We start from the raw sequence: 21,916 nt of genomic DNA on the forward strand, positions 1-21,916 counted from the left end.
ACAAACAGAAAAACCGGACCTCACCCGTCTGGCAAGGTCCGGCATACTGAATTTCAATCAAAACCAATCAGGCGTCGCGATGCCGATCCAGAAAATCAAGGATCAGGGCGGTGATCTCATCAGGCTTGTCTTCAAGGGCAAAATGCGCCGCCCCCTCAACAAAGGTCAGCTCGGAGCCCGGAATGTCACCCTGCAGGCGCTCTGCCCAGTCCGGTGTTTGCCAGATATCATCAGCGCCCCAGATCAGCTTGACCGGCTTATTGCCAAGCTCCCCCAATCGGTCGGCAACCTTCATGGTATGGATCGGATCATAGTGGCGAATTTGATGCTGAAACAGGCTCGCCTGACCAATCGGACCGGAAATGTAGTCCACATAGGCATCAAGAGCGCCAGCTTCGAACGCCTCGGTGTCCACCACGGCTGAACGTACCCAGTCGCGGAAATGCGCCCGGTGTTCCGCATCCGGCGCCTTTGCCAGCACATCAAGCCCGGCTGCCATTTGCTGACGCGTGCGCTTTGATGGATAGCTGTCGTAACTGACCGCATCAATCAGCGTGATGCTGCGCGCCAGTTCGGGCCGAAGGACCCCGACCTGCTGGGCAACCGCCCCGCCAAAATCATGGCCGACAATATGGGCCGATGTCAGCCCCCAGTGATCCATCAATCCTTCAAGAACGGGCAATTGCCCACTGATCGAGGTATCAATATCCGGGTCCCACGGGCGCTCCGAAAGCCCATATCCCAGAAGGTCGAACAAATGAACCTTGTATCCGTGGCCAACCAGCTTTTCGATGCTGTGACGCCATATCAGGGATGATGACGGCGTACCATGCATCAGAATGACCGGCGTGCCATCGCCATATACGCCATGGGCAATACGGCTATCGTTGATCAGGGCATGTCGGGTTGCGACCGGTTTCATCGGCGTCTCCTTGCATCGGTAATTTTGGTGATGAACCGATGATGCGCCGACCTTTGACATGACACAAATGAATAGATATCATATTTATATCTGAAATTGTCATGCACTGCACATTTAACGAGGCCCCCATGACCCGTCTGGATATCGGAAGCCTGGAGGCACTCTGTGCCATTGCCGATCATGGTGGCATTACCCGTGCGGCAGACCACCTTGCCCTGTCACAATCGGCGATCTCGCACAAGATCAAGCGCCTTGAAGACGGGCTTGGTTATGCCATTCTTGATCGCCGGGCGGGCGTATCGAAATTCACGCGCGAAGGTCAGCAATTGCTGGCCTATGGTCGACGGATCCTTGCCATCCACGAAGAAGCCCTGATCAGCCTTGCACGCAAACCTCTCAAAGGCCGCTTGCGCCTTGGCATGACCGAGGACATGGCCAATAACGGCCTGCCGAAAATCCTGGGCCATTTCAAAAAGCTTTATCCCGATGTCGCGGTAACCACGACCACCGCCCAAAGCCTGCATATCGCAAGGCAGCTTGAAGATCGCGAAATTGATATTGGCGTGTTTGATATCTTTGAGCACCTCACACACCCGACAGACATCACGTTGCGCCAGACACCCCTGCACTGGGTAAAGGCCCCGGATTTCGAATTTGACTGGTCAAAACCCATCCCGTTTCTGGCCTTTGATCCCGATTGCTTCTATCAGAAATGGGCCATGGAAACCGGTCTGGCGCATGATGCGGGCTTTGAAACCATCCTGACGTGTGCGAGCAGCAATGCCATCGTCGCAGCCGTTTCATCCGGGCTTGGCGTTGCGCTCATCGGCGATCACTGCCTGACACCCGATATTGACGTCATCACCGATAGCTTCCCCCGGCCACCATCCGTCGCCACCGTGATCCGAACATCACGCCAGGCGCACTCAGACGCCGCATCGGCCCTGCAAGCGTGCATCCGTGATGCCTTCACACCCGCAACACGTCCGGCTGAAAGACGGATCGCCTGATCATATCGCCGATACGCTCACAAGAAAAAACCGGACTGCCTTGGCAATCCGGTTTGATGTTTGACGACGGTCCTTCGGGTCAAGGCCCGTGCTAACGCGAGGGGGGATTGGGGTAGCTTATAAAACCGTCGTCAATCTCGATCCGTCAAACCTCTCAAAGACTTACGCCTTTGGTTCATCTGACTTTTTGTCCTTTTTGTCCTGATCGGCCTTGTCGGCAGCGTCATCCTCTTTCATCTTTTTGAACTCGGATGCCATGCGGTAATCACCGGATGCGACAAAGCCTTCCATCGAACCGGTGCGCCGTTCCAGATCGTCAAACTGCTCGCGCAGATCTTCCATCCAGCTTTCTTCATAATCGACACCGACCGTCGGGCGCGCGTCTGCAGCATTGGCGGCATCCGCAGAATTGTGGTTCTGGCGTGCGGTGCGTCCGGCAGCGGTACTCTGTGCTGCCCCGCGCGCTTTACCGCGAAGGCTGGCAAACCATTCCGGGTGATGAACATAGGCCCATGCCAGGCCAAACAGCATCACGCCAACCGGGAAGCTGAAAATCAGAACCAGAATGAAGGCAATCAGCACACCCTTGCGCGGAATACCAAAGGCTTCTGAAATGCCGCGCGTGGTCCGGCCGATCACGCCGTGGCGTTTGGACCCGTCCGGGTTCCGCCGGGGGCCACATCCACAGTGTGACCGTTTTTTGTGACTGCGCCCAAAACCGTCACCGGCAGTAGCTTGCTGAGCAGTCATATCCTGTTCCTCCATTCGGCAACCTCGGCATCTAACAGGCGTTCAAGTGTTTCAACACGCGTCTCGAGTCGCTCTGCCCGTTTTTTCAGACCCGCCATCATTTCTTTTTCACGGGCCGACTGTTCCGGGCTTTGCGGGCGTTGCTCCGCCTTCATGCGTTTCCAAACCGTGATGTAATGAAACACCACCCAGACCGGGCCGACAACGGCTATTAAAACGATAAGGGGTACGGCAATCGCCCACATGTTTGACATCTCGTTCTTTCAAGCAGGCTCACACGTCGAAACACGAAAACCCGTTACTTATTTGTCTTTCTTCGCGTCGCTCTTCACGCGTGCTTTCAGTTCCTTAAGATCATCCTCGATCCCGAGTTCGGCCTCAAGGTCTTCGAACTGTTCTTCAAGGCTATGTCCGCGACCAAGGTCCCAGGAGTCCGCACTTGCTTCAAGTTCGTCAATCCGGCGTTCCATCTGCTCATAGCGCAGAAGCGCTTCGTCGATCTGACCGGAATGCAGCTTTTCTTTCATTTTGACACGCTTTTCTGCAGTCTGCATGCGGATTTCAACCGTCCGCTGTTTGGCTTTGGCTTCATTAAGCTTGTTCTGAAGCTTGTTGAGGTCCTCGTCATATTTGCCAAGGGTCTCTTCAATCACTTCCAGTTCACGCTCAAGCACAAGGCTCTGATCGGCCAGACGACGGCGCGCCATCAGCGCACCCTTGGCCAGATCATCACGGCCTTTGGAAACGGCAAACTCTGCCTTGGTATCCCATTCGACCTGACCGTCATGAAGTTTTTTAAGCTTGCGCTCAACTTCCTTCTTGTCGGCAATCGCCTTGACGGCGGCAGAACGAACTTCAACCAGGGTGTCTTCCATTTCCTGGATCATCAACCGCACCATTTTCTCCGGATCTTCGGCACGATCCAGAAGCGAGTTGATGTTGGCATTTACGATATCGGACAAACGCGAAAACACGCCCATTGTCTGATCTCCTTAATTAATCGGGGGACGCACAAAATTCTGCACTCTCTATTTCAAATGCCGTGCCAGTTTTGACATCCAATAAAATCAATGACTTAGAATTGTCCCTCTTTTCCAATTAACTTTTATCGCGACAATTTTGTCGTTTTTCGATAACGTTTTTCGCGAAATGGACAGCTTGCAACCGATATTGGGCGAAGACCCCGTTTTTCTGGCCGCCCTTGAGCATGTTTCACGTCTGGCGCCGATTGAACGCCCGTGTCTGGTGATTGGCGAACGCGGCTCGGGCAAGGAACTGATTGCCGCCCGCCTGCACTATCTGTCGCGCCGCTGGGGTGGCCCACTGGTCAAGGTCAATTGCGCAGCACTTACGGAAAGCCTTCTTGATACCGAACTGTTCGGCCACGAAGCCGGCGCCTTTACAGGCGCGACCAAACGCCATGTAGGGCGGTTCGAACGTGCGCATGGCGGCACCATCATTCTTGATGAAATCGCCACCGCAAGCCCCGTGGTTCAGGAAAAGCTTCTGCGCGTTGTCGAGTATGGCGAGATCGAGCGTGTCGGCGGGTCTGAGGTGATCGAGGTCGACACACGCGTCATTGGTGTGACAAATGAAAATCTCCGCGAACTGGCCAAAACCAACAAGTTCCGCGCCGATTTGCTTGATCGTCTGGCCTTTGACGTCATCGCCGTGCCGCCACTGCGCCAAAGGTCTGATGATATCCTCTTGCTCGCCGAACAGTTCGCGCTTGAGATGACCAAACGCCTGGGACGCAGCGTCTTTCCCGGCTTCTCGCGCCCGGCTGCCGAACAACTTCTCCGCCATTACTGGCCCGGCAATATCCGCGAACTGCGCAACGCGGTTGAACGCAGCATTTACCTGTCCGAAGACGACGAAACCCCGCTGGCCCACATCACCCTTGATCCGTTTGATGGCATTTGGTCAGAAACCGACCGGGACACACCGACACCTGCGGCAGAGGTCGACACCCCGGAACCCGACACAAATATCGACTTCAAATCACAGGTCGCCAATTTCGAAATCAAGCTGCTTGAACAGGCCCTGCGGCAAAACGCAAACAACCAGACCGAGGCCGCCAAAAGCCTTGATCTGAACTATCACCAGTTCCGCAGGTTACTTGATAAATACGCAATAAAAAAAGCTTAAGAACGACTTCGCTAATTTAATTTCTTATTGATTATATAACCCCAAACAACCAACCTGAAGTAGCATGCGTGATGAACAGCCCCCCGCCGACCTAAGCCATGGAAACATAAGATCACCAATCGGAAGAAACCATTGAGATGTCATTTCAAGTTGAGATCGAACACATACTAGCAACCTTCAAAATTCTGAAGAGTTACGCGTATTACGAAAACCTCAACTTATTCCTAAAAAGGCGGATCGCTGAGTTCGAAACTACACATATTCACAACACCATACAAAGAGCAGCGACAAACGAGGCCCCCCTAGCTGAAACTTCCATCGTCAACAAAATCAAAGAGTTTTTATCAAGCTCACCTGATCAACGCCTCAGTAGATTAATTTCACTACTCAACTCAGAAGCACCAGAAAATCATCCTTTTTTTGATGCACTCCTTGAAGAAATAGACTTCAAAATTATCCCCAAGAAAGTAAGCATATCGCAAGAAACCCAAGAAAAAAATGGACCATTATTTCTAACAAACAAAAAAACTTCTGATAGTTACAATATAGAGAAGTTTAATTATTTAATAGATGCACCATCCGAAATACATATTATTGAAATGATGTGGTCTGCCATCTGCGGGCCAACAATTGATGGTGAGATAAACTCGAATTCATATGGGAATCGCATAAGCGATGAAATCAAATTTTTCCGGAGAAATTTCTACAACAATGAAATCTCCGAGAGCAGTCAATGCGAAATATTCAAACGCTACATAGAACGTTATTCGAAATGGAGAGATGGCGCGATTGATTCCGCAAAAAGCTCCATCGAAAATGGAAAAAACTCAGCAATATTCTCAATCGACCTAAAGTCTTACTTCTACAGCACAGAAATCGACTTTGATGAAATTCGAAATCATTTAAGTCAAAATAAAGGTGACAATTATTTCGAGATAAAACTCACAAATCTTTTGGAAAAAATATTCATATACTATCACAATAAAATATATCCTTTCTTACAGTTAACACATCCAGATGAAAGCCAAACACTTGGCCTACCTATTGGGTTTGCATCTTCATCTATTCTTGCAAACTGGCACCTTCGAAAATTCGACAATCATATATCGAATAATATTCGCCCTGCATACTATGGCAGATACGTTGATGACTTAATATTCGTATTTAGTGACCCAAATATAAATACGTCAAAAAACGGAAACGAGGTAGATTCATTCATAAAAAATCACTTCAAACAAACACTACAAAGAAAAGGGAATTTATATCTTTTAGATAAAAAATTTCACGGACTTATATTACAAAGAGATAAAATAATACTTCATTATTTTGACAAGAACCACACACTTGCTAGCCTAGACCTATTCGAAAAAGAAATAGAAGAACGCAGTAGTGCGTTTCGATTTCTACCAGATGACCATATTGAGGCGGATATGGAAAAATTTTCCTATGACCTCCTATATGCTGGATCAGCAAATAAGTTTCGCAGCCTAGTCGGCCTTGCAGAAAATGAGACCAACCTCTCGAAATATCTTTCATCTCACATCATTGCTCACAGACTTTGTAAAATCAGCGCAAAGCACGACCCAATCCCTAAGATTCAGAAATTCTTTAAGGGAGAGAACGCGATCAAATTCTTCCGTCTTTGGGAAAAGGTAATAAGTTATGCGTTGATCAAAGACGGCCAAGCACGAATTCATTTTGCGCGAGAGTTCCGCGAGGAAATCAGCCGCCTGATCAAGCTTACGGTCGGCTTAGACTATGCCGGCAAAGAGTCCGCCTCCCTCACCGAAAAATCGCGCATAGATTTACATGAATACTTAAATATTTCTACATTCCTTCCTTTGTCATTATTAGACAAAAAGAACTCTGAAAGTGTAATTTTCAGCAAAAACTCTCCAGAATGGATATTTAATTACAGCAATATTGTCCATTCATTGAGACAATCCAACATGTTTAGACACGCTTATGTTGCGTGGCCCCTATTCAACTACACAGATTATGAAGGCGAGCTTTGTGACTCAGGCGTTACAGACACACATACAACTCCGAAAATATCTGAATTGAAGACACTGCTGACGCCACGCTTCATTCACTTCGACGAGTGGCAGGTTTTCCAAGCTTACGTAAATCTCCAAAAAACCTCCTCAAACCCTTTCTATTCGTTCGCTTTCGACGCCCTTGAACAATACAAAACACAGAATAGTAACTCGAAAATTCAAGTGCTGATAAATCAGGTTGATAGAGGCGACGGTCGGCCATCTTTTCACAAGATCGATATCAACGATAATCGTAGTAGCCGCAACAACAAGCGGGAACTTAAAATTGCGATAGCAAACTTAAAAATACCGGTTGAAGACATTGAAAGAGCCTTCCGAAAAGACAGAGAACCGAATGTCAGCTACGAAAGACAACAAACCCTGTGGAAGATCCTAAACGAGGCAGAACTGCAGGGCGTTGAATTACTCGTTCTTCCCGAGGTATCGGTACCGGTTAGCTGGCTACCATTCATGATATCACATGCACGCAGGCATCAGATTGCCCTCATTTTTGGACTAGAACACTGGGTTTGTGGGAATAAAGCTTACAACCTACTTGTTGAAGCATTTCCCTTCCGAACCACCGGACAATACAAGTCTTGCCTAGTAAACATGCGTGTGAAAAACCACTATGCCCCAGAGGAGAAAAGAACTCTTGAGAAATTTCGGCTCCTCCCTGCCGAACCGCAAACCGACAATTATTTCTATAATCTTGTAAACTGGAATGGCATCCAACTTTCATCATATAACTGCTTTGAACTTGCGAACATTGAGCACCGTTCTTTATTCAAATCAGAACTTGATTTGTTGATAGCTTGCGTTTGGAACCGCGATACCTCTTACTACGCGCACATCCTCCAATCCGCTACTAGGGACCTGTTTTGCTATGTAGTGCAGTCCAACACATCTCAATACGGCGGCTCTTGCGTATTAAAACCATCTCGCACTATTGAGTCGGAGATCATTAAAGTTAAGGGTGGCGATAACGGCTGCATCCTGACGACAAAACTGGACATATCCGGCTTACGAGACTCACAACATAAGTCAACCCGCGGACCAGAGGACTCCGCCTTTAAGGCGACACCACCGGGCTATGATCACGAACGTGTCTTGAAACGATGAAATAGAAGCAAAAATCTCTGATCAAACCCGGTACCAACCCGTCAATCCGCCAACGCCCGCGCAATCACCATGCGCTGGATGTCAGATGTGCCTTCATAGATCTGGCACACCCGGACATCGCGATAGATCCGCTCGACCGGGAAGTCTTTGAGATAGCCGTACCCGCCATGAATTTGGATGGCGGCGGAGCAAACTTCCTCGGCAATTTCTGACGCAAACATTTTCGCCATGCAGGCCTCGGTCAGGCACGGCTTGTGATCATCGCGCAGTTCTGCGGCGCGATGGACCAAAAGCCGGGCGGCATCGATCTTGGTTGCCATATCGGCAAGGCGAAATGCCACCGCCTGATGTTCGATGATCTTTTTGCCAAAGGTTTCGCGTTCGTTGGCATAGTCCTTGGCGGCTTCGAACGCGGCGCGTGCCATGCCGACCGACTGGGCGGCAATGCCGATGCGCCCGCCTTCAAGGTTGGCGAGTGCGATCTTGTAGCCTTGCCCTTCCTCGCCCAGCATATTCTTGGCTGGCACGCGGCATTCAACAAAGGTGATCTGGCAAGTGTCCGACGCATTCTGCCCAAGCTTTTCCTCAACCCGGGATACGACATAGCCCGGCGTATCAGTCGGCACGATAAAGGCCGAAATACCGCGCTTTCCGGCATCCGGGTCGGTGACGGCAAAGACGATCGCAACATCCCCCTCCGAGCCCGAGGTGATGAATTGCTTGGCGCCATTGATAATCCAGTGATCGCCATCGCGGACCGCGCGGGTGCGCAGCGCACTGGCATCCGATCCGGCCTGCGGTTCGGTCAGGCAAAAGGCGCCGATCTTTTCGCCTTGTGCCATTGGCACCAGGAATTCCTGTTTTTGGGCCTCGGTGCCGAATTTCAGGATCGGCATACAGCCTACCGAATTATGCACCGACATGATGGTTGATGTTGCCCCGTCACCGGCGGCAATTTCTTCGAGTGCCAAGGCATAGGCGACGTGATCCATGCCCGCCCCGCCATAGTCATCGGGGACCAACATGCCCAAAAAGCCAAGCTCGCCCAGGCCTGCAATCGCCTCGGCCGGGAAGGTATGATGTGTGTCCCATTTTGCGGCATTGGGTTTGAGTTCGTTTTCGGCAAACTCGCGCGCGGTATCGCGCACCATGATCTGATGTTCTTCCAACCGCATGGCGGTCACCCTCCCGGTTTACGTTCGGTGGGCGATGTACGGCCTTTTGATCAGAAGTCGTTTACGATCAGACCTTATTCATCACCCTGAACAAATTTGTCCTGTGTGGCATCAAAGTGCCACAGGATGCCTTCCTTCATGCCGTACCACCAGCCATGCAGCTTGAGGGTTCCGGCTTCTACCCGTTCCTTGATGAACGGGAACGACATTAAATTTTGCAGCGAATTGCGGACCGAATGGCGCGATACCTCGTCAACGTCTGTTCCATGCTCCAGACAGCATTTGGCAATGCTGACCCACTCGCCAATAAAGTCACGATCGGGGACTTTGCCCGCTTCGCCATGTTCGACCAGTGCTGTAAAACCACCACAGGCCGAATGACCCAGAATAACGATATCCTTGACGTTAAGGTCCCTGACCGCGAACTCGATGGCCGCCGACGTGCCGTGATAATTTTCATCGGGCTCATAGGGCGGGACCAGATTTCCAACGTTACGTATGACAAACATCTCGCCCGGTTCGGCATTGGTCAAGATGGCCGGATCAACGCGGGAATCAGAGCACGCAATCAACAGAACTTCAGGCTTCTGGCCCATATTGACCAGATCTTCGACGCGTTCCGGGCGCTGTTCATAATACATCGCCTTAAAGCTCTTGAAACCGGCAAGCATCCGGTCAACGGTCGGCTTTGGCATCTCGCGAAGTCCCCTGTTCAGTCAGTATCTGGCGACAAAATACGGGCAATTTCCGCAACTTGATAGCCCTCATTCAGCGTCATCCAAACCGTCTTATTGGTAATATCCTCCTTTGCGAAATACACGGTAACATCAAATGTCGCTAGAACCGGTCGGCACGCAGCACCTGACAATCACTGATCGTGACCACGCCGATATGGCGATCAACCACCTCAAAGGCGGCTTCCAGCAATGCGTCGAGTTTTGACGGGCGAATGATGCAAATCACCTGCACCATGCCGCCACCACGTGAAATGGTGTCATCACGGGTCCAGTTTCCTGAACGGCCCGACCCTCCAAGGACCGGCAAAACGGAAAACCCGGTAACACCCGCCCCTTGAAGCGCCTGACGCAGGCGCCCTTCCATGACAGATTCAATGATGATCGCGACCCGTTTGGCATCGTGTTTTTCCATGGGATTAACCTCCGTGAACGGCGTTGGCCATCGCCAGATAAAGCGGAATGCCAAGCGTCAGGTTGAAGGGGAATGTCACGCCAAGCGACAGCGTAAGATAGACCGACGGATTGGCTTCCGGCAGGGCCACACGCATCGCGGCAGGCACCGCGATATAACTTGCCGAGGCCGCCAGAACCATCAGCAACACCGTACCGCCAAGCGACAATCCAATCAGCATCGCAAAGGCCAGTCCAAGGCAGGACCCGATCACCGGCATCAGCATCCCGAATGCCAGCGGCCCAAGCCGCAAAACAGCACGCCCCTGTCGAAGGCCGCGCCCCGCGACCAGCCCCATATCGAGCAGGAACAGGCAAAGAACCCCCTGGAATGGGGACACAATCAGCGCCTCGATCTTGGCCATGCCCTCGGCCCCGGTGATCCAGCCGATAAAGAAACTGCCCACCAGCAAGACAATCGAACCATTGAGCAGGATTTCGCGGATCAGCGCGCCATCCATCCGGCCCTTGCCGCCCGTTGAGACCAGCAACAAGGCCGCAAAAATCGCCGGTGCTTCCATCGCCGCAGCAACAGCAACCATATAGCCTTCTGCTGCGATGCCCGAACTTTGCAGCACCGAGGTCGCGGCAACAAAGGTGACGATCGAGATCGAGCCATAATGCCCCGCCACCGCCGCGGCATCGGTTCGGCTCAGTTGCGATATCCAGCGCAACAGGGCAAAGGCAATGAACGGCAACACGAAAGACAGGATGACGCCGGCCATCAACGTCATGCCAAGGGTCAGGTCGATCCCGTTATTTGAAACCGCAACCCCGCCCTTGAACCCGATGGCAAACAGCAGATAAAGCGATATTCCCTTGGCGACCGCCTCGGGGATTGTCAGATCCGATCGCGCAAGCGCCGCCCCAACACCCAAAACGAAGAACAGAACGATGGGCGACAAAAGATTTTGCGCCGCCAGGCTCAACACATCTTGCATGGCTGTCCCTTGACTATGATACCCCGATATTGCGCAAGCGGCCCCGCGCCTGCACCCAAACCGTGGTTCGGATAGCAGGCTGACGGTTTTCTGTCATCAGAAAGCCCCGCATGCCAAACCATAGGCGCAATCTGGTTCACATCACCTTAAAGGGTATGGCAAGCCTTACAAAAGCTCGACCGCGACCGCCGTTGCCTCGCCCCCGCCGATGCAAAGGGATGCAACCCCCTTGGTCCCGCCATGGGTCTTGAGCGCATGGATCAGTGTCACCAGCAAACGCGCACCGGTCGCCCCGATCGGATGGCCCAGTGCACAGGCCCCGCCATGCACATTGACCTTGCCATGATCAAGTGCGAGGTCACGAATGGCCGCCATGGCGACAACGGCAAAGGCCTCGTTGATTTCCCAAAGATCGACATCGTCCTTGGACCAACCGGTCTTGGCCAGAACCTTCTTGATGGAGTCAATTGGCGCCGTGGTAAACCAGCACGGTTCTTGCGCGTGGGTCGCCTGACCGGTGATTTTCGCCAATGGCTTCAGCCCGCGTTTCTCGGCTTCGGATGCGCGCATCATGACAAGGGCGGCCGCCCCATCGGAAATCGATGCGGAATGGGCGGCTGTCACCGTGCCATCCTTGGCAAAGGCCGGACGCAGGGTCGGGATTTTTTCAGGCTTGGCTTTTGGCGGTTGTTCATCGGCATCAATCGTTACCTCCCCCTTGCGGGTGGCGAAGGTCACGGGTGCGATTTCTTCTGCAAAATGACCGGCCTTGGCGGCATCCTGCGCACGTGTCAGCGAGGTGATGGCATAATCGTCCTGCTCTTTGCGGGTAAAGCCGTATTTTTCCGCCGTTGCCTCGGCAAAGGTACCCATGGAACGGCCCTTGTCATAAGCATCTTCGAGACCATCAAGCGCCATATGGTCATAAGCCATGTCATGACCGTATTTGTGGCCCGAACGCATTTTTGGCAGCAGGAACGGTGCATTGGTCATGCTTTCCATACCACCGACTGCCATGACATCGGCATTTCCGGCCACCAGCGTATCATGGGCAAACATGACGGCCTTCATGCCCGATCCGCACATCTTGTTGATCGTGGTTGCCCCGGCGGCACGCGGGATTCCGGCATGCCATGCAGCTTGGCGCGCCGGGGCCTGACCCTGACCGGCGGGCAGGACATTGCCCATGATGACTTCATCAATGTCATCAGGCGATACCCCGCCGCGTTCAAGGGCTGCCTTGATGGCAACACCGCCCAGCTCGGACGCAGTCACGGTTGCGAAATCCCCCTGCAGGCCGCCCATCGCGGTACGGGCACAGGAAACAATGACGATCGGATCAGAAGTGCTCATGGTAAGGGTCCGTTTTCTTCATGGGACGAATTTGGGGTTTGTCAGGCTCAGGCGGTTTCGCCAAACAGTTCGCGGCCAATCAGCATGCGGCGGATTTCACTGGTGCCGGCACCAATTTCATACAGCTTGGCATCGCGCAACAATCGGCCCGTCGGATATTCATTGATATAGCCATTGCCGCCCAGGGTCTGAATGGCTTCAAGCGCCATCCAGGTGGCTTTTTCCGCCGCATACAGGATCACACCGGCCGCGTCCTTGCGCGATGTTTCATCGCGATCGCACGCCTTGGCAACCTCGTAAACATAGGCACGACACGCATTCATGGTCGTGTACATATCGGCAATCTTGCCCTGCATCAGCTGGAACTCGCCAATCGCCTTGCCGAACTGTTTGCGCTCATGGATATAGGGCACGACCACATCCATGCAGGCCCGCATGATCCCGGTCGGACCGGCGGCCAGAACGGCCCGTTCGTAATCAAGGCCGCTCATCAGAACGCGCACGCCGCCATTGAGCTTGCCCAGAATGTTTTCCTCGGGCACTTCGCAGTCCTGAAATACCAGCTCACAGGTGTTCGAGCCCCGCATCCCAAGCTTGTCGAGCTTTTGCGCGGTCGAGAACCCCTTGAAGGTCTTTTCAATGATGAAGGCGGTAATGCCCTTGGCGCCAAGCTCGGGATCGGTTTTGGCGTAAACCACCAGCGTATCGGCATCCGGGCCGTTGGTGATCCACATCTTGTTGCCATTCAGGATGTAACGATCACCCTTTTTCTCGGCCTTAAGCTTCATCGAAACCACATCCGACCCGGCACCCGGCTCGCTCATGGCAAGGGCCCCGATATGTTCGCCGGTCATGAGTTTGGGCAGGTATTTGGCCTTTTGCTCGGCTGTCGCGTTACGCTTGATCTGGTTGACGCACAGGTTGGAATGCGCGCCATACGACAGGGCGACAGAGGCTGACGCGCGGCTGATCTCTTCCATGGCGATCACGTGTTCAAGATAGCCAAGGCCAGTGCCGCCATCTTCCTCGGACACGGTCATGCCGAGCAGACCAAGATCGCCGAATTTGCGCCAAAGATCATTGGGGAACTGGTTGGTTTCATCGATTTCGGCGGCGCGCGGCGCGATTTCCGCCTCGGCAAAGGAGGAGACGGTTTCGCGGATCGCTTCTGCGGTTTCGCCAAGATCAAATTTCAATCCGGGAAAGTCGAAAAATGCCATGATGGTGTTCCTGCCCTAAATGTTTTCTCTGTGTTTTCCGAGTGTTTCACGCCTGTTTCACAACGGCTTCACACCGACGGTCTCATTTTTTGACAAAAGTGAATAATCAACCTGATTATGCGGCATCACTTAATAATTCCGGTGGCAGCTTCATGACCTTCAGCGTCTGAAGCGCCGTCGTGCACAGAACCGGTTCATCATTCCTCATACCAAAGACATCGATGCGGGTGACAATGATCGACCGACCGCGTGAAACAACCTCGCCGACCGCGCGCAACTGATCGCCAAGTCCGGGGGCGACGATGTTGAGTTTGTATTCAATCGTCAGCATCCCCTGATCGGCTTCCACGAGGCTCCAGCCGGCAAAACCACCGGCGATATCGGCAAGCCCTGCGATCAGGCCGCCGTGGAAATAGCCGTTATGCTGAATAAGATCATCGCGTTTTGGCACAATCACTTCGACCCGGCCCGGCTGCACATCGGTGACTTTGGCCCCGATCGACAGATTGTAGGGCTGCTGGGCAAAACGCTTGCGCACTTCGGCAGCATAGTTCGGGTTTTGCGGTTCAAACGAAGCCATGTCGCGATCCTGTGGTGAGGCCGGTGCAGCCATGGTTGAACGCACCGGGATATGACGCGACTCTGTTGTAGTTAACGTTAACGTTAACGTCAAATCAAATCCGCATAGCTATACCAATTTATTTCCAAACCCCGATTGAGGCACGGTATGGGCGGATTTTCCCCAGGCAGGCGGCGTGGGTCCGAGAGTGATGGAGGGCCGGGTTGTTGGAGGGTCGGGTTGTTGGCGGGCGGAAGGTTGGCCCGGTTTCCGTTGTCGCCTGATTGCCCGGTGGCTTGCTTGCCTTGTTGCTGGCACGGTTGCCGTTGTGCGGATGGCGTGGAAAGCGCTGGCGCAGGCGGGAATGATGTGGGTTGGGCGGATTGATCGCGTTGTGGGAGCTGCCGGGAGACTGCAATAAAGCCGCATCTGTGCGGGTGGCAGTGGGGCAGATCGGTCATGAACGCCGGAGTCACTGGCCACGATCAGCCACAGAGCGGGCGCGTTGGCCCGCTGGGCCTCTGTCCCGAAAGCGCTTTGGCTCAGGCGTCAGTGCTGGCAATGGGGCCTAGTTGGTTTGTTCGCCCCATTCCTGAACGCTGGCTTCGAGCAGTTCAGTCATCACCCCGCGCGAGACGAGGTCAAAAACGGCACGCGACACGCGGCCGCGCAGGTCGCCCGTGTTGCATTCGGAGCTGTGTGACATGGTCAGATACAGGTTTTCGGTGCTGACCGGGGTTTCGTAGCTGCGGATATTGTTGATGTTTTCATGCACAGCCACTGCCTTGCCCGGGAATTCCTCGTAGATGAGGTATTCCGTCCGACCAAGCGACAGCATCTGCAAGCCCTGTTCAAGGCTTGGCACTTCACGAATGGTGAGGTTATGGCGGGCATAGGTATCAAAGGCCTGCCCGAAACTGTTATTGATGACCGTGAGGCCATCAATCCCGACAAGATCGGACCACTCGCGATAGCGCAGATCAAGATTGTCACGTGTCCAGATCACGGTACGCGTGCCCTGAAACGCCGGATAGAAATAATCCATATAATCCAGTCGCGGCAGGGTCAGGAAAGCGCCGGCAATCAGGTCAATCGTGCCATCGCGCATATGTTGCTGCACGCGGCCCCAGTTGCCCGAATAAATCACATCAATCTCGACACCGGCGATTTCGCCGACACGCTTGATGAATTCAGCCGCAGCACCTTTGAGGGTTTCACCATCACGTGCCACCCAGAGATAAGGCGGATAATCCGGATTGCCCGATGCCACCAGACGGCTGCAATCGCGCGGGCTATCGGCATCAGAGACAAAACCGCTATCAGCGCTTTGCGCACGCAGCGATCCCGAACCAATCACGGTGGCCAATAGCATGGCCAAAGATGCAAGCCTGATCCTCATCATTACCACTCTTTCCCTGCTTGCTGCCCAATCCTGAGATGAACGCAGAACAGAAACCTTACGCTTAGGTGTAGTATATTTAGACCAATTCCACACTTAGGAATAGGTCTAAATATATATTATTCGAAATTTGCGACCCGGAAACACACGTAAAAATGGCGAAGGACCAGCTGTCGCCAGCCGGTCCCCCCATTTTGATATGTTTCTTTACGGGCCCCCGCCCGGACTGCATCAGGTGCGCGCGTTACGCACGCACCAAATGCACGTCAGATCCAGTGCAGATTACGCCGAACGGCGCTTCATGCCCTGGTTGCCACCGCGACCTTCGCTGCGACCACCTTCGGAACGACGCGGACGGTCGTTGAAGTCACGACGGACGCCATCACGGCCACCGTCTTTGCCACCATCACGACCGCGGAAATTACCGCCGCGATCACCACGTGGTTTGTCAGCAAAGCGACGTTCGTCACGGTTGCCACCTTCACCACGCGGGCGGAAGTTGCCACCGCGGCCACCGCTGCGCTCTTCACGATCACCGCGCGGTGCGCGATCATCATTGTCAAAGCGCGGCTTGCGATCATTGCGGAAATCACCGCCATCACGACGCGGACGATCGCTGAAATCACGACGCGCGCCATCACGACCACCGAAACCGCGTGCTGCGCGATCACCTTCTGCGCGGGCGCCATCACGGCCACCGTCACGCGGGCCGCCGAAACCACGACCGCGACCACCGTCACGATTGTCACCCCGTGCACCATCGCGGGCACCATCACGACCACCGCCGAAGCCACCACGGCCACGACCGCCATCACGGCCGCCAAAGCCACCGCGACCACCGCCGCCGAAGCCACGACCACCGTCACGGCCACCACGACCGCGACCACCGCCACCAGCACCGAATGAACGGGGCGGCGGAGCAGCATGGAATTCGTGATCTTCGTCGATCCCGACATCCTGTTTGATCAGGCGTTCGATGTTGCGAAGCAGGCGAATGTCGCGCGGCTCACAGAACGAAATCGCGATGCCTTCGGCACTGCCACGACCGGTACGACCGATACGGTGAACATAGCTGTCCGCATCCTGCGGCAGATCATAGTTCACAACGTGGGTAATGCCCGGAACGTCGATACCACGTGCAGCAACATCGGTCGCAATCAGGACCGGGAAGCGGCCATTGCGGAAGTTGCGCAGGATTTTCTGACGGATGCGTTGCTGTTTGTCGCCATGGATGGCATCGCTATCAATACCTTCATCGCGCAGCTGGAACGACAGTTCGTCGGCATCTGCCTTGGTTTTGGTAAAGACCAGAACGCGGTCGGTGTCATCACGGTTGAGAATCTGAACCAGAAGCTTGGTCTTGTCGTGACGTTTCACGAACATGCCAACCTGGGTCACACGTTCGGTGACACTTGCCTGCGGTGCGGTTTCAACCTTGACCGGATCTTTGAGAAGACGGTCGGTCAGATGTTTGACTTCGGCCGGCATGGTTGCCGAGAACATCACGGTCTGATGATTGTTCGGCAGAAGCTCTGCCACGGTCAGAACGTCTTCGGAGAAGCCCATATCAAGCATACGGTCGGCTTCATCAAGGATGAAGATTTCGACATCGTCGAAACGTACCGTGTTACGCGACATGTGATCGAGCAGACGACCCGGGGTCGCAACCAGGATATCCACGCCACGGCGCAGTTCCTGAATCTGCGGGCCCATCGGAGAGCCACCAAAGACAACAGAAGAAAACAGGCGGATGCCTTTTTTGAAATCACGCAGGCACTGGCCGATCTGGGTGGCCAGTTCGCGGGTCGGTGCCAGAATAACGGCACGCGGCTGACCCGGTTTCGGGCGCTGCGGGTTTTCGGCAAGACGCTGCAGCAATGGCAGGCAGAATGCGGCCGTTTTGCCGCCACCCGTATGGGAAATACCCATCAGGTCCTTGCCTTCGAGAAGTGCCGGGATCGTCGCGGCCTGAATTTCGGTCGGCGCGGTGAAACCGGTTGCTTCAACATTGCGCAGCAGGGGCTCGATAAGGTTGAGCCCATTAAAATCGGTCATAAAGGAAAGTCCTTCGTTTATCCGGTCGGCGACATGTTAACGCCTGTGGTGCCTGCCCAAACGCAGTCAAGACCGGTGCTTGGCAAAGCGCCAGCGTCGGACCCGCATGAGAGGCAAATGATGTGAGGCCATACCGTCATCACGATACAGCCGCCCTCGCCTTTTCATACAGTTCCTGACAGCTGATTCTGTCTTTGCAAGCGAAGGAATGAGCGGGGTGATACAGGGCATTTGACCAGAAGTCAAACAATCCCCGCGCTGATCAGCCATGCAAATTCAATCGGTCAGCTTATTGATGCCCAAACCCGCCATCCCCAAGTAATCAAAAAATTACGTTTAACATTCATGATTTGGCCCTCGGATCATGTGCAAAGATCTGAGCCATCATAATCGCCAGAGGGTACAAAAATGCGGTTTCGGGTCGTCACGGGGATTTTTGCAATCCCCGCCATTTGCTTGCTGGTCTTACTGGCCATCATTGCAACCGTCTCTTTCAACTATCAGACAAGTCTTCGAAACGGGAAGTTTGAGCAGATTTCGAATCTGACCGAAGGCGCTGTCACCATCGCCAATCACTATATCGCCAAAGCCAAGAGCGGCGAGATGACCGAGGATGAGGCCAAGGCAGCAGCGCTGGAGGTTCTCAATGCCTATCGATTTGACGGGCAGAACTATATCTATGCGACAGACTACAATTACTGCATGCAGCTCGACCCGCTGAGCCCCGAAGACGTTGGCAAGTGCAATCCGGACAGCAAGGTGCGCAACATGATCGTTGCAGCAGCCAAAGCCGGTGGCGATGTCATCCTTTATGAAACCAAAAAGCCCGGCGAAGGCGACAAACTGATCGAGAAAGCCGCCTATGTCCGCCCGATCCCGGAATGGAACTGGGCCATTGGTGCCGGCGTCTATATGGATGATGTTCAGGCAGAATTTATTTCTGTCATGCAACGCATCGCGATCATTTCCGTTATCGCGATCATCATCGCCGGTGTCTTGTCATGGCTTGTCGGTACGCGGATTACCCGCAGCATTGTTGGCCTGAACAGCAGCATTCGCACGATTGCCGACGGTGATTATCAGGCACCGGTCGAAACCGAATCGCGTTTCGTTGAAATTGGCGACATGGCAGCCGGTGTTCTGGCGCTGCGTGACAAGTCGGCACAGGCGCAGCAGCTTGAAGCTGATGCGGCCGTGCAGAAACAAAAGGCCGAGGAAGAACGTCGCAGCAATATCCGGTCAATCGCCGAAAAGCTTGAAAGCGAAGTCGGTGGCATTGCCAAGTCGGTTGATCATTCGGTTCAACGCAGTAATGATCTTGCGATCAGCATGTCACAGAGTGCAGACGGCATTCTGGGACAAAGTCAGCAGGTTGCCCATGCCGCGGGTGAGGTGTCGCAGAATGTTGATGCGGTTGCCGCCGCGACCGAGGAACTTTCTTCGTCGATTACCGAAATCAACGTGCAGATTTCACAGATGTCCAACACGGTTGAACGGGCAACGGATGAAAGCCAAAGCGCATCAAACGATGTGGCGGGCCTGTCCGAGACTGTCGACAAGATCAAGGAAATCATTGGCCTGATCAACGACATTGCCGGTCAGACCAACCTGCTGGCCCTGAACGCGACCATCGAAGCGGCGCGTGCCGGTGAAGCGGGCAAAGGATTTGCGGTTGTCGCCAACGAGGTCAAGAACCTTGCCACCCAGACGGCAAAGGCGACCGATGAGATCGCAGCCCAGATCAACGATATTGTTGATGGCACTGAACGTGCCGTTACGGGCATTTCCCGGGTTTCGGAAACCATCGAACAGGTCCGGGGCGCATCGACCGCCATTGCGGCCGCCATTGAAGAACAAGGTGCGGCAACACAGGAAATCTCGGGCAATGCCAATCGCAGTGCGGATGGTGTGAAACAGATTTCCCAGAGCGTTGACGAAACCATGAAGAACGCGCAGGGCACGACAAATGATGCCGATGAGCTGAAATCGGCATCGGCAGAGCTTTCAGATCGCTCGGCCGAACTGAGCCAGATCATTCATCGTTTCTCGACCGACTTGAAGAACCAAGCCGGGGCGTAATCTACTGATCAAAGAATAAAGGGCCGGACATTAAGTTGTCCGGCCCTTTTTTGATTCTGACGCCTGATACAGGCCTATTCCGCCGGGGGATGGTTTTCCTTACGGAAGGGATGCGCCGGATAGACGCCCAGGATACGCACTTCGTGCGAGAAGAACTGCAGTTCTTCAAGGGCGTGGCGCAGGCCGAGCTGTTCGGGGTGGGCTTCGACCTCGGCGAAGAATTGGGTCGCGGTGAATTGGCCTTCGACCATGTAGCTTTCAAGCTTGGTCATGTTGATGCCGTTGGTGGCAAAGCCGCCAAGCGCCTTATAAAGGGCGGCCGCGACGTTGCGTACACGGAAGACAAAGCTGGTTACGACCGGGGTGCCGTCATTGGCGATATCAAGCGGTTCACGCGCCAGAATGATAAAGCGCGTGGTGTTGTGTTCGGCGTCTTCGACCTCGGTCCGCAGGACATCAAGACCATAAATCTCGGCGGCCAGAACCGGGGCAATGGCGGCAATGGATTTATCACCGCGATCGGCGACTTCCTTGGCACAACCCGCCGTATCAGGACCGACCACGGCATTCACACCGAGTTCCTTGCGCAGCTTGCGGCATTGGCCGAGCGCATGGACGTGGCTGTGGATTTCCTTGATCTCTTCGATCTTTGTGCCGGGGACCGCGACCAGCGCATGGTTAATGCGCAGGAAGGTCTCACCGATAATATGGACACCGGATTCTGGCAAGATGTGGTGGACGTCGGCGACACGCCCGGCAAGGGTGTTATCAATCGGTATCACCGCCAGATCCACGTCGCCTTCTTCGAGCGCCCCAAATGCGCCTTCAAAGGTCCTGTACGGTACTGTCGTTGCACCCGGAAAGGCGCGTCGCGCAGCCTGATCCGAATAGGCACCGTGCATTCCCTGAAAAGCGATCTTTTGTTGCGCAGTCATCTGGCTGTTTCCTGAATGGTCATGTATTTTGGTTATCACCTTAAAGCACTTGAGGCGGGCTTGCGCAACTACGCGCCCAGCACCTTTCGTGCGCGTTCAAGGTCTTCCTGGGTGTCGACGCCGAGCGGCACACCATCGACCAAAGCGACCGCGATCACCATGCCGTTTTCAAGCGCGCGCAGCTGTTCGAGCTTTTCGCGTTGTTCCAGTTCGGCCGGGGGCAGGGCGACAAAACGATCAAGGGCGGCACGGCGGTAGGTATAAAGACCAATGTGATGATAAAGCGGTCCGTCACCATAGGGCGCGGTTGCGCGGGTGAAATAAAGCGCGCGCGCCACCCGGCCAGCACCAAACGCCGCGACCGCCTTAACCACGTTGGGGTTGGTGCGTTCCTCGTCACGTTTGATTTCAGCCGCCAGCGTCGCGATATCGACATCCGGATCATTCAGCGGTTCAAACACGGCGCGGATATCGGCAGCATCAATGGTGGGCAAATCGCCCTGCACATTGACTACGGCATCAAACTTGCCATCGGGATCGAAAGTCTGAAGTGCCTGATGCACGCGGTCCGACCCGCTGGGCAAATCGGGATCGGTCAGAACAGCGATGCCACCGGCAGCGGTGATCGCGTCGGCAATTTCCTGTTCCGCACAGGCGACCAGAACCGGGCCGATTCCGGCCTCGGATGCGCGACGCCAAACCTGAACTATCATGGGTTCGCCACAGATATCGGCCAACGGTTTGTTGGGCAAACGCGTGGACGCCATGCGGGCGGGAATTACAACAACAGGATTGCGCGGGGTCGACATTTCTTCGCTCCAGTAAGGCACAAATCACCTGTTCTTTGATCTTGCGCAAAGCATGATGTGAACCAGCGATGGCAGAAACAGGTATGAATCGGCGCGACATTAGCCGGTTTTGGTGGGGAGACGAAAGGTGGAATCGCTTTCTGAATAACACTAGACGAAAGTTCTAAAGCATCCATATTCGCCTTGGTGTTTAAGAAAGGTTGATGCAAATCGCTG

At 54.0% G+C, this 21,916-nt stretch carries 19 protein-coding genes; 4 read left to right on the plus strand and 15 right to left on the minus strand.

Going from position 1 to position 21,916, the window contains the following annotated elements:
* Positions 1 to 67 precede the first annotated feature (67 nt).
* A complete protein-coding gene (locus tag HED22_RS09020) occupies positions 68 to 922 on the minus strand; it encodes an alpha/beta fold hydrolase (protein ID WP_167721285.1) in 855 nt (284 codons plus the stop codon).
* A gap of 128 nt (positions 923 to 1,050) precedes the next feature.
* On the opposite strand from HED22_RS09020, the gene HED22_RS09025 reads away from it, so the two are divergent.
* Entirely contained in the window at positions 1,051 to 1,932 is an 882-nt protein-coding gene (locus HED22_RS09025; RefSeq protein WP_167721288.1) for a LysR family transcriptional regulator, read from the plus strand.
* Between the two features lie 162 nt (positions 1,933 to 2,094).
* Here the strand turns inward: HED22_RS09025 and HED22_RS09030 are convergent, their stop codons facing one another.
* Genes HED22_RS09030 through pspA form a run of 3 tightly spaced genes read right to left on the minus strand, consistent with a single transcriptional unit; the run spans position 2,095 to position 3,662 of the window.
* Complete coding sequence (locus HED22_RS09030; RefSeq protein ID WP_175581171.1) at positions 2,095 to 2,682, minus strand: hypothetical protein; 588 nt, start codon at positions 2,680 to 2,682, stop codon at positions 2,095 to 2,097.
* Entirely contained in the window at positions 2,679 to 2,936 is a 258-nt protein-coding gene (gene pspB / locus HED22_RS09035; protein WP_254869864.1) for an envelope stress response membrane protein PspB, read from the minus strand. Before pspB ends, HED22_RS09030 begins: the two co-directional genes overlap by 4 nt.
* A gap of 48 nt (positions 2,937 to 2,984) precedes the next feature.
* A complete protein-coding gene (pspA, locus tag HED22_RS09040) occupies positions 2,985 to 3,662 on the minus strand; it encodes a phage shock protein PspA (RefSeq protein WP_167721290.1) in 678 nt (225 codons plus the stop codon).
* A 169-nt stretch (positions 3,663 to 3,831) separates the two neighbouring features.
* Between pspA and pspF the strand changes: the two genes are divergently transcribed.
* Together pspF and HED22_RS19590 are read left to right on the plus strand one after the other, a co-directional pair.
* Positions 3,832 to 4,830, plus strand: a complete 999-nt coding sequence (pspF, locus tag HED22_RS09045) for a phage shock protein operon transcriptional activator (RefSeq protein WP_167721292.1) — start codon at positions 3,832 to 3,834, stop codon at positions 4,828 to 4,830.
* Between the two features lie 137 nt (positions 4,831 to 4,967).
* Positions 4,968 to 7,988, plus strand: coding sequence for an RNA-directed DNA polymerase (locus HED22_RS19590; RefSeq protein WP_217701873.1), 3,021 nt, complete (start codon positions 4,968 to 4,970; stop codon positions 7,986 to 7,988).
* 41 nt (positions 7,989 to 8,029) lie between these two features.
* On the opposite strand, the gene HED22_RS09055 is transcribed toward HED22_RS19590, so the two are convergent.
* From HED22_RS09055 to HED22_RS09095, 9 genes are all read right to left on the minus strand, one after another.
* Positions 8,030 to 9,163, minus strand: coding sequence for an acyl-CoA dehydrogenase (locus HED22_RS09055; RefSeq protein ID WP_167721294.1), 1,134 nt, complete (start codon positions 9,161 to 9,163; stop codon positions 8,030 to 8,032).
* 74 nt (positions 9,164 to 9,237) lie between these two features.
* Positions 9,238 to 9,858 (minus strand): carbonic anhydrase, encoded by a 621-nt coding sequence (locus HED22_RS09060; RefSeq protein WP_167721296.1) that lies wholly within the window; start codon positions 9,856 to 9,858, stop codon positions 9,238 to 9,240.
* Between the two features lie 142 nt (positions 9,859 to 10,000).
* Complete coding sequence (locus HED22_RS09065; protein ID WP_167721298.1) at positions 10,001 to 10,312, minus strand: transcriptional regulator; 312 nt, start codon at positions 10,310 to 10,312, stop codon at positions 10,001 to 10,003.
* Positions 10,313 to 10,316: 4 nt separating this feature from the next.
* A complete protein-coding gene (locus HED22_RS09070) occupies positions 10,317 to 11,291 on the minus strand; it encodes a sodium-dependent bicarbonate transport family permease (RefSeq protein ID WP_167721300.1) in 975 nt (324 codons plus the stop codon).
* Between the two features lie 165 nt (positions 11,292 to 11,456).
* The gene (locus HED22_RS09075) at positions 11,457 to 12,644 is read right to left on the minus strand and encodes an acetyl-CoA C-acyltransferase (RefSeq protein WP_167721302.1); all 1,188 of its coding nucleotides are present in this window, start codon (positions 12,642 to 12,644) and stop codon (positions 11,457 to 11,459) included.
* 47 nt (positions 12,645 to 12,691) lie between these two features.
* Positions 12,692 to 13,864, minus strand: coding sequence for an isovaleryl-CoA dehydrogenase (locus tag HED22_RS09080; RefSeq protein WP_167721304.1), 1,173 nt, complete (start codon positions 13,862 to 13,864; stop codon positions 12,692 to 12,694).
* 115 nt (positions 13,865 to 13,979) lie between these two features.
* Complete coding sequence (locus HED22_RS09085; RefSeq protein WP_167721306.1) at positions 13,980 to 14,444, minus strand: PaaI family thioesterase; 465 nt, start codon at positions 14,442 to 14,444, stop codon at positions 13,980 to 13,982.
* Positions 14,445 to 14,991: 547 nt separating this feature from the next.
* Positions 14,992 to 15,825: an ABC transporter substrate-binding protein gene (locus HED22_RS09090; RefSeq protein WP_167721307.1), complete on the minus strand. Its 834-nt coding sequence runs from the start codon at positions 15,823 to 15,825 to the stop codon at positions 14,992 to 14,994.
* A gap of 279 nt (positions 15,826 to 16,104) precedes the next feature.
* Positions 16,105 to 17,877: a DEAD/DEAH box helicase gene (locus tag HED22_RS09095; protein WP_167721309.1), complete on the minus strand. Its 1,773-nt coding sequence runs from the start codon at positions 17,875 to 17,877 to the stop codon at positions 16,105 to 16,107.
* Between the two features lie 408 nt (positions 17,878 to 18,285).
* Here HED22_RS09095 and HED22_RS09100 point away from each other — a divergent pair, with 408 nt between their 5' ends.
* Positions 18,286 to 19,956 (plus strand): methyl-accepting chemotaxis protein, encoded by a 1,671-nt coding sequence (locus HED22_RS09100; RefSeq protein WP_167721311.1) that lies wholly within the window; start codon positions 18,286 to 18,288, stop codon positions 19,954 to 19,956.
* Positions 19,957 to 20,030: 74 nt separating this feature from the next.
* Here HED22_RS09100 and HED22_RS09105 read toward each other — a convergent pair whose 3' ends face one another.
* The gene (locus HED22_RS09105; RefSeq protein ID WP_167721313.1) at positions 20,031 to 20,891 is read right to left on the minus strand and encodes a prephenate dehydratase; all 861 of its coding nucleotides are present in this window, start codon (positions 20,889 to 20,891) and stop codon (positions 20,031 to 20,033) included.
* A gap of 68 nt (positions 20,892 to 20,959) precedes the next feature.
* A complete protein-coding gene (locus HED22_RS09110) occupies positions 20,960 to 21,700 on the minus strand; it encodes a 3-deoxy-manno-octulosonate cytidylyltransferase (RefSeq protein WP_167721315.1) in 741 nt (246 codons plus the stop codon).
* Between the last annotated feature and the right edge of the window lie 216 nt (positions 21,701 to 21,916).

It is taken from the genome of Thalassospira sp. HF15, from assembly GCF_011806525.1.
In the GTDB taxonomy this organism is placed as follows: Bacteria; Pseudomonadota; Alphaproteobacteria; order Rhodospirillales; family Thalassospiraceae; genus Thalassospira.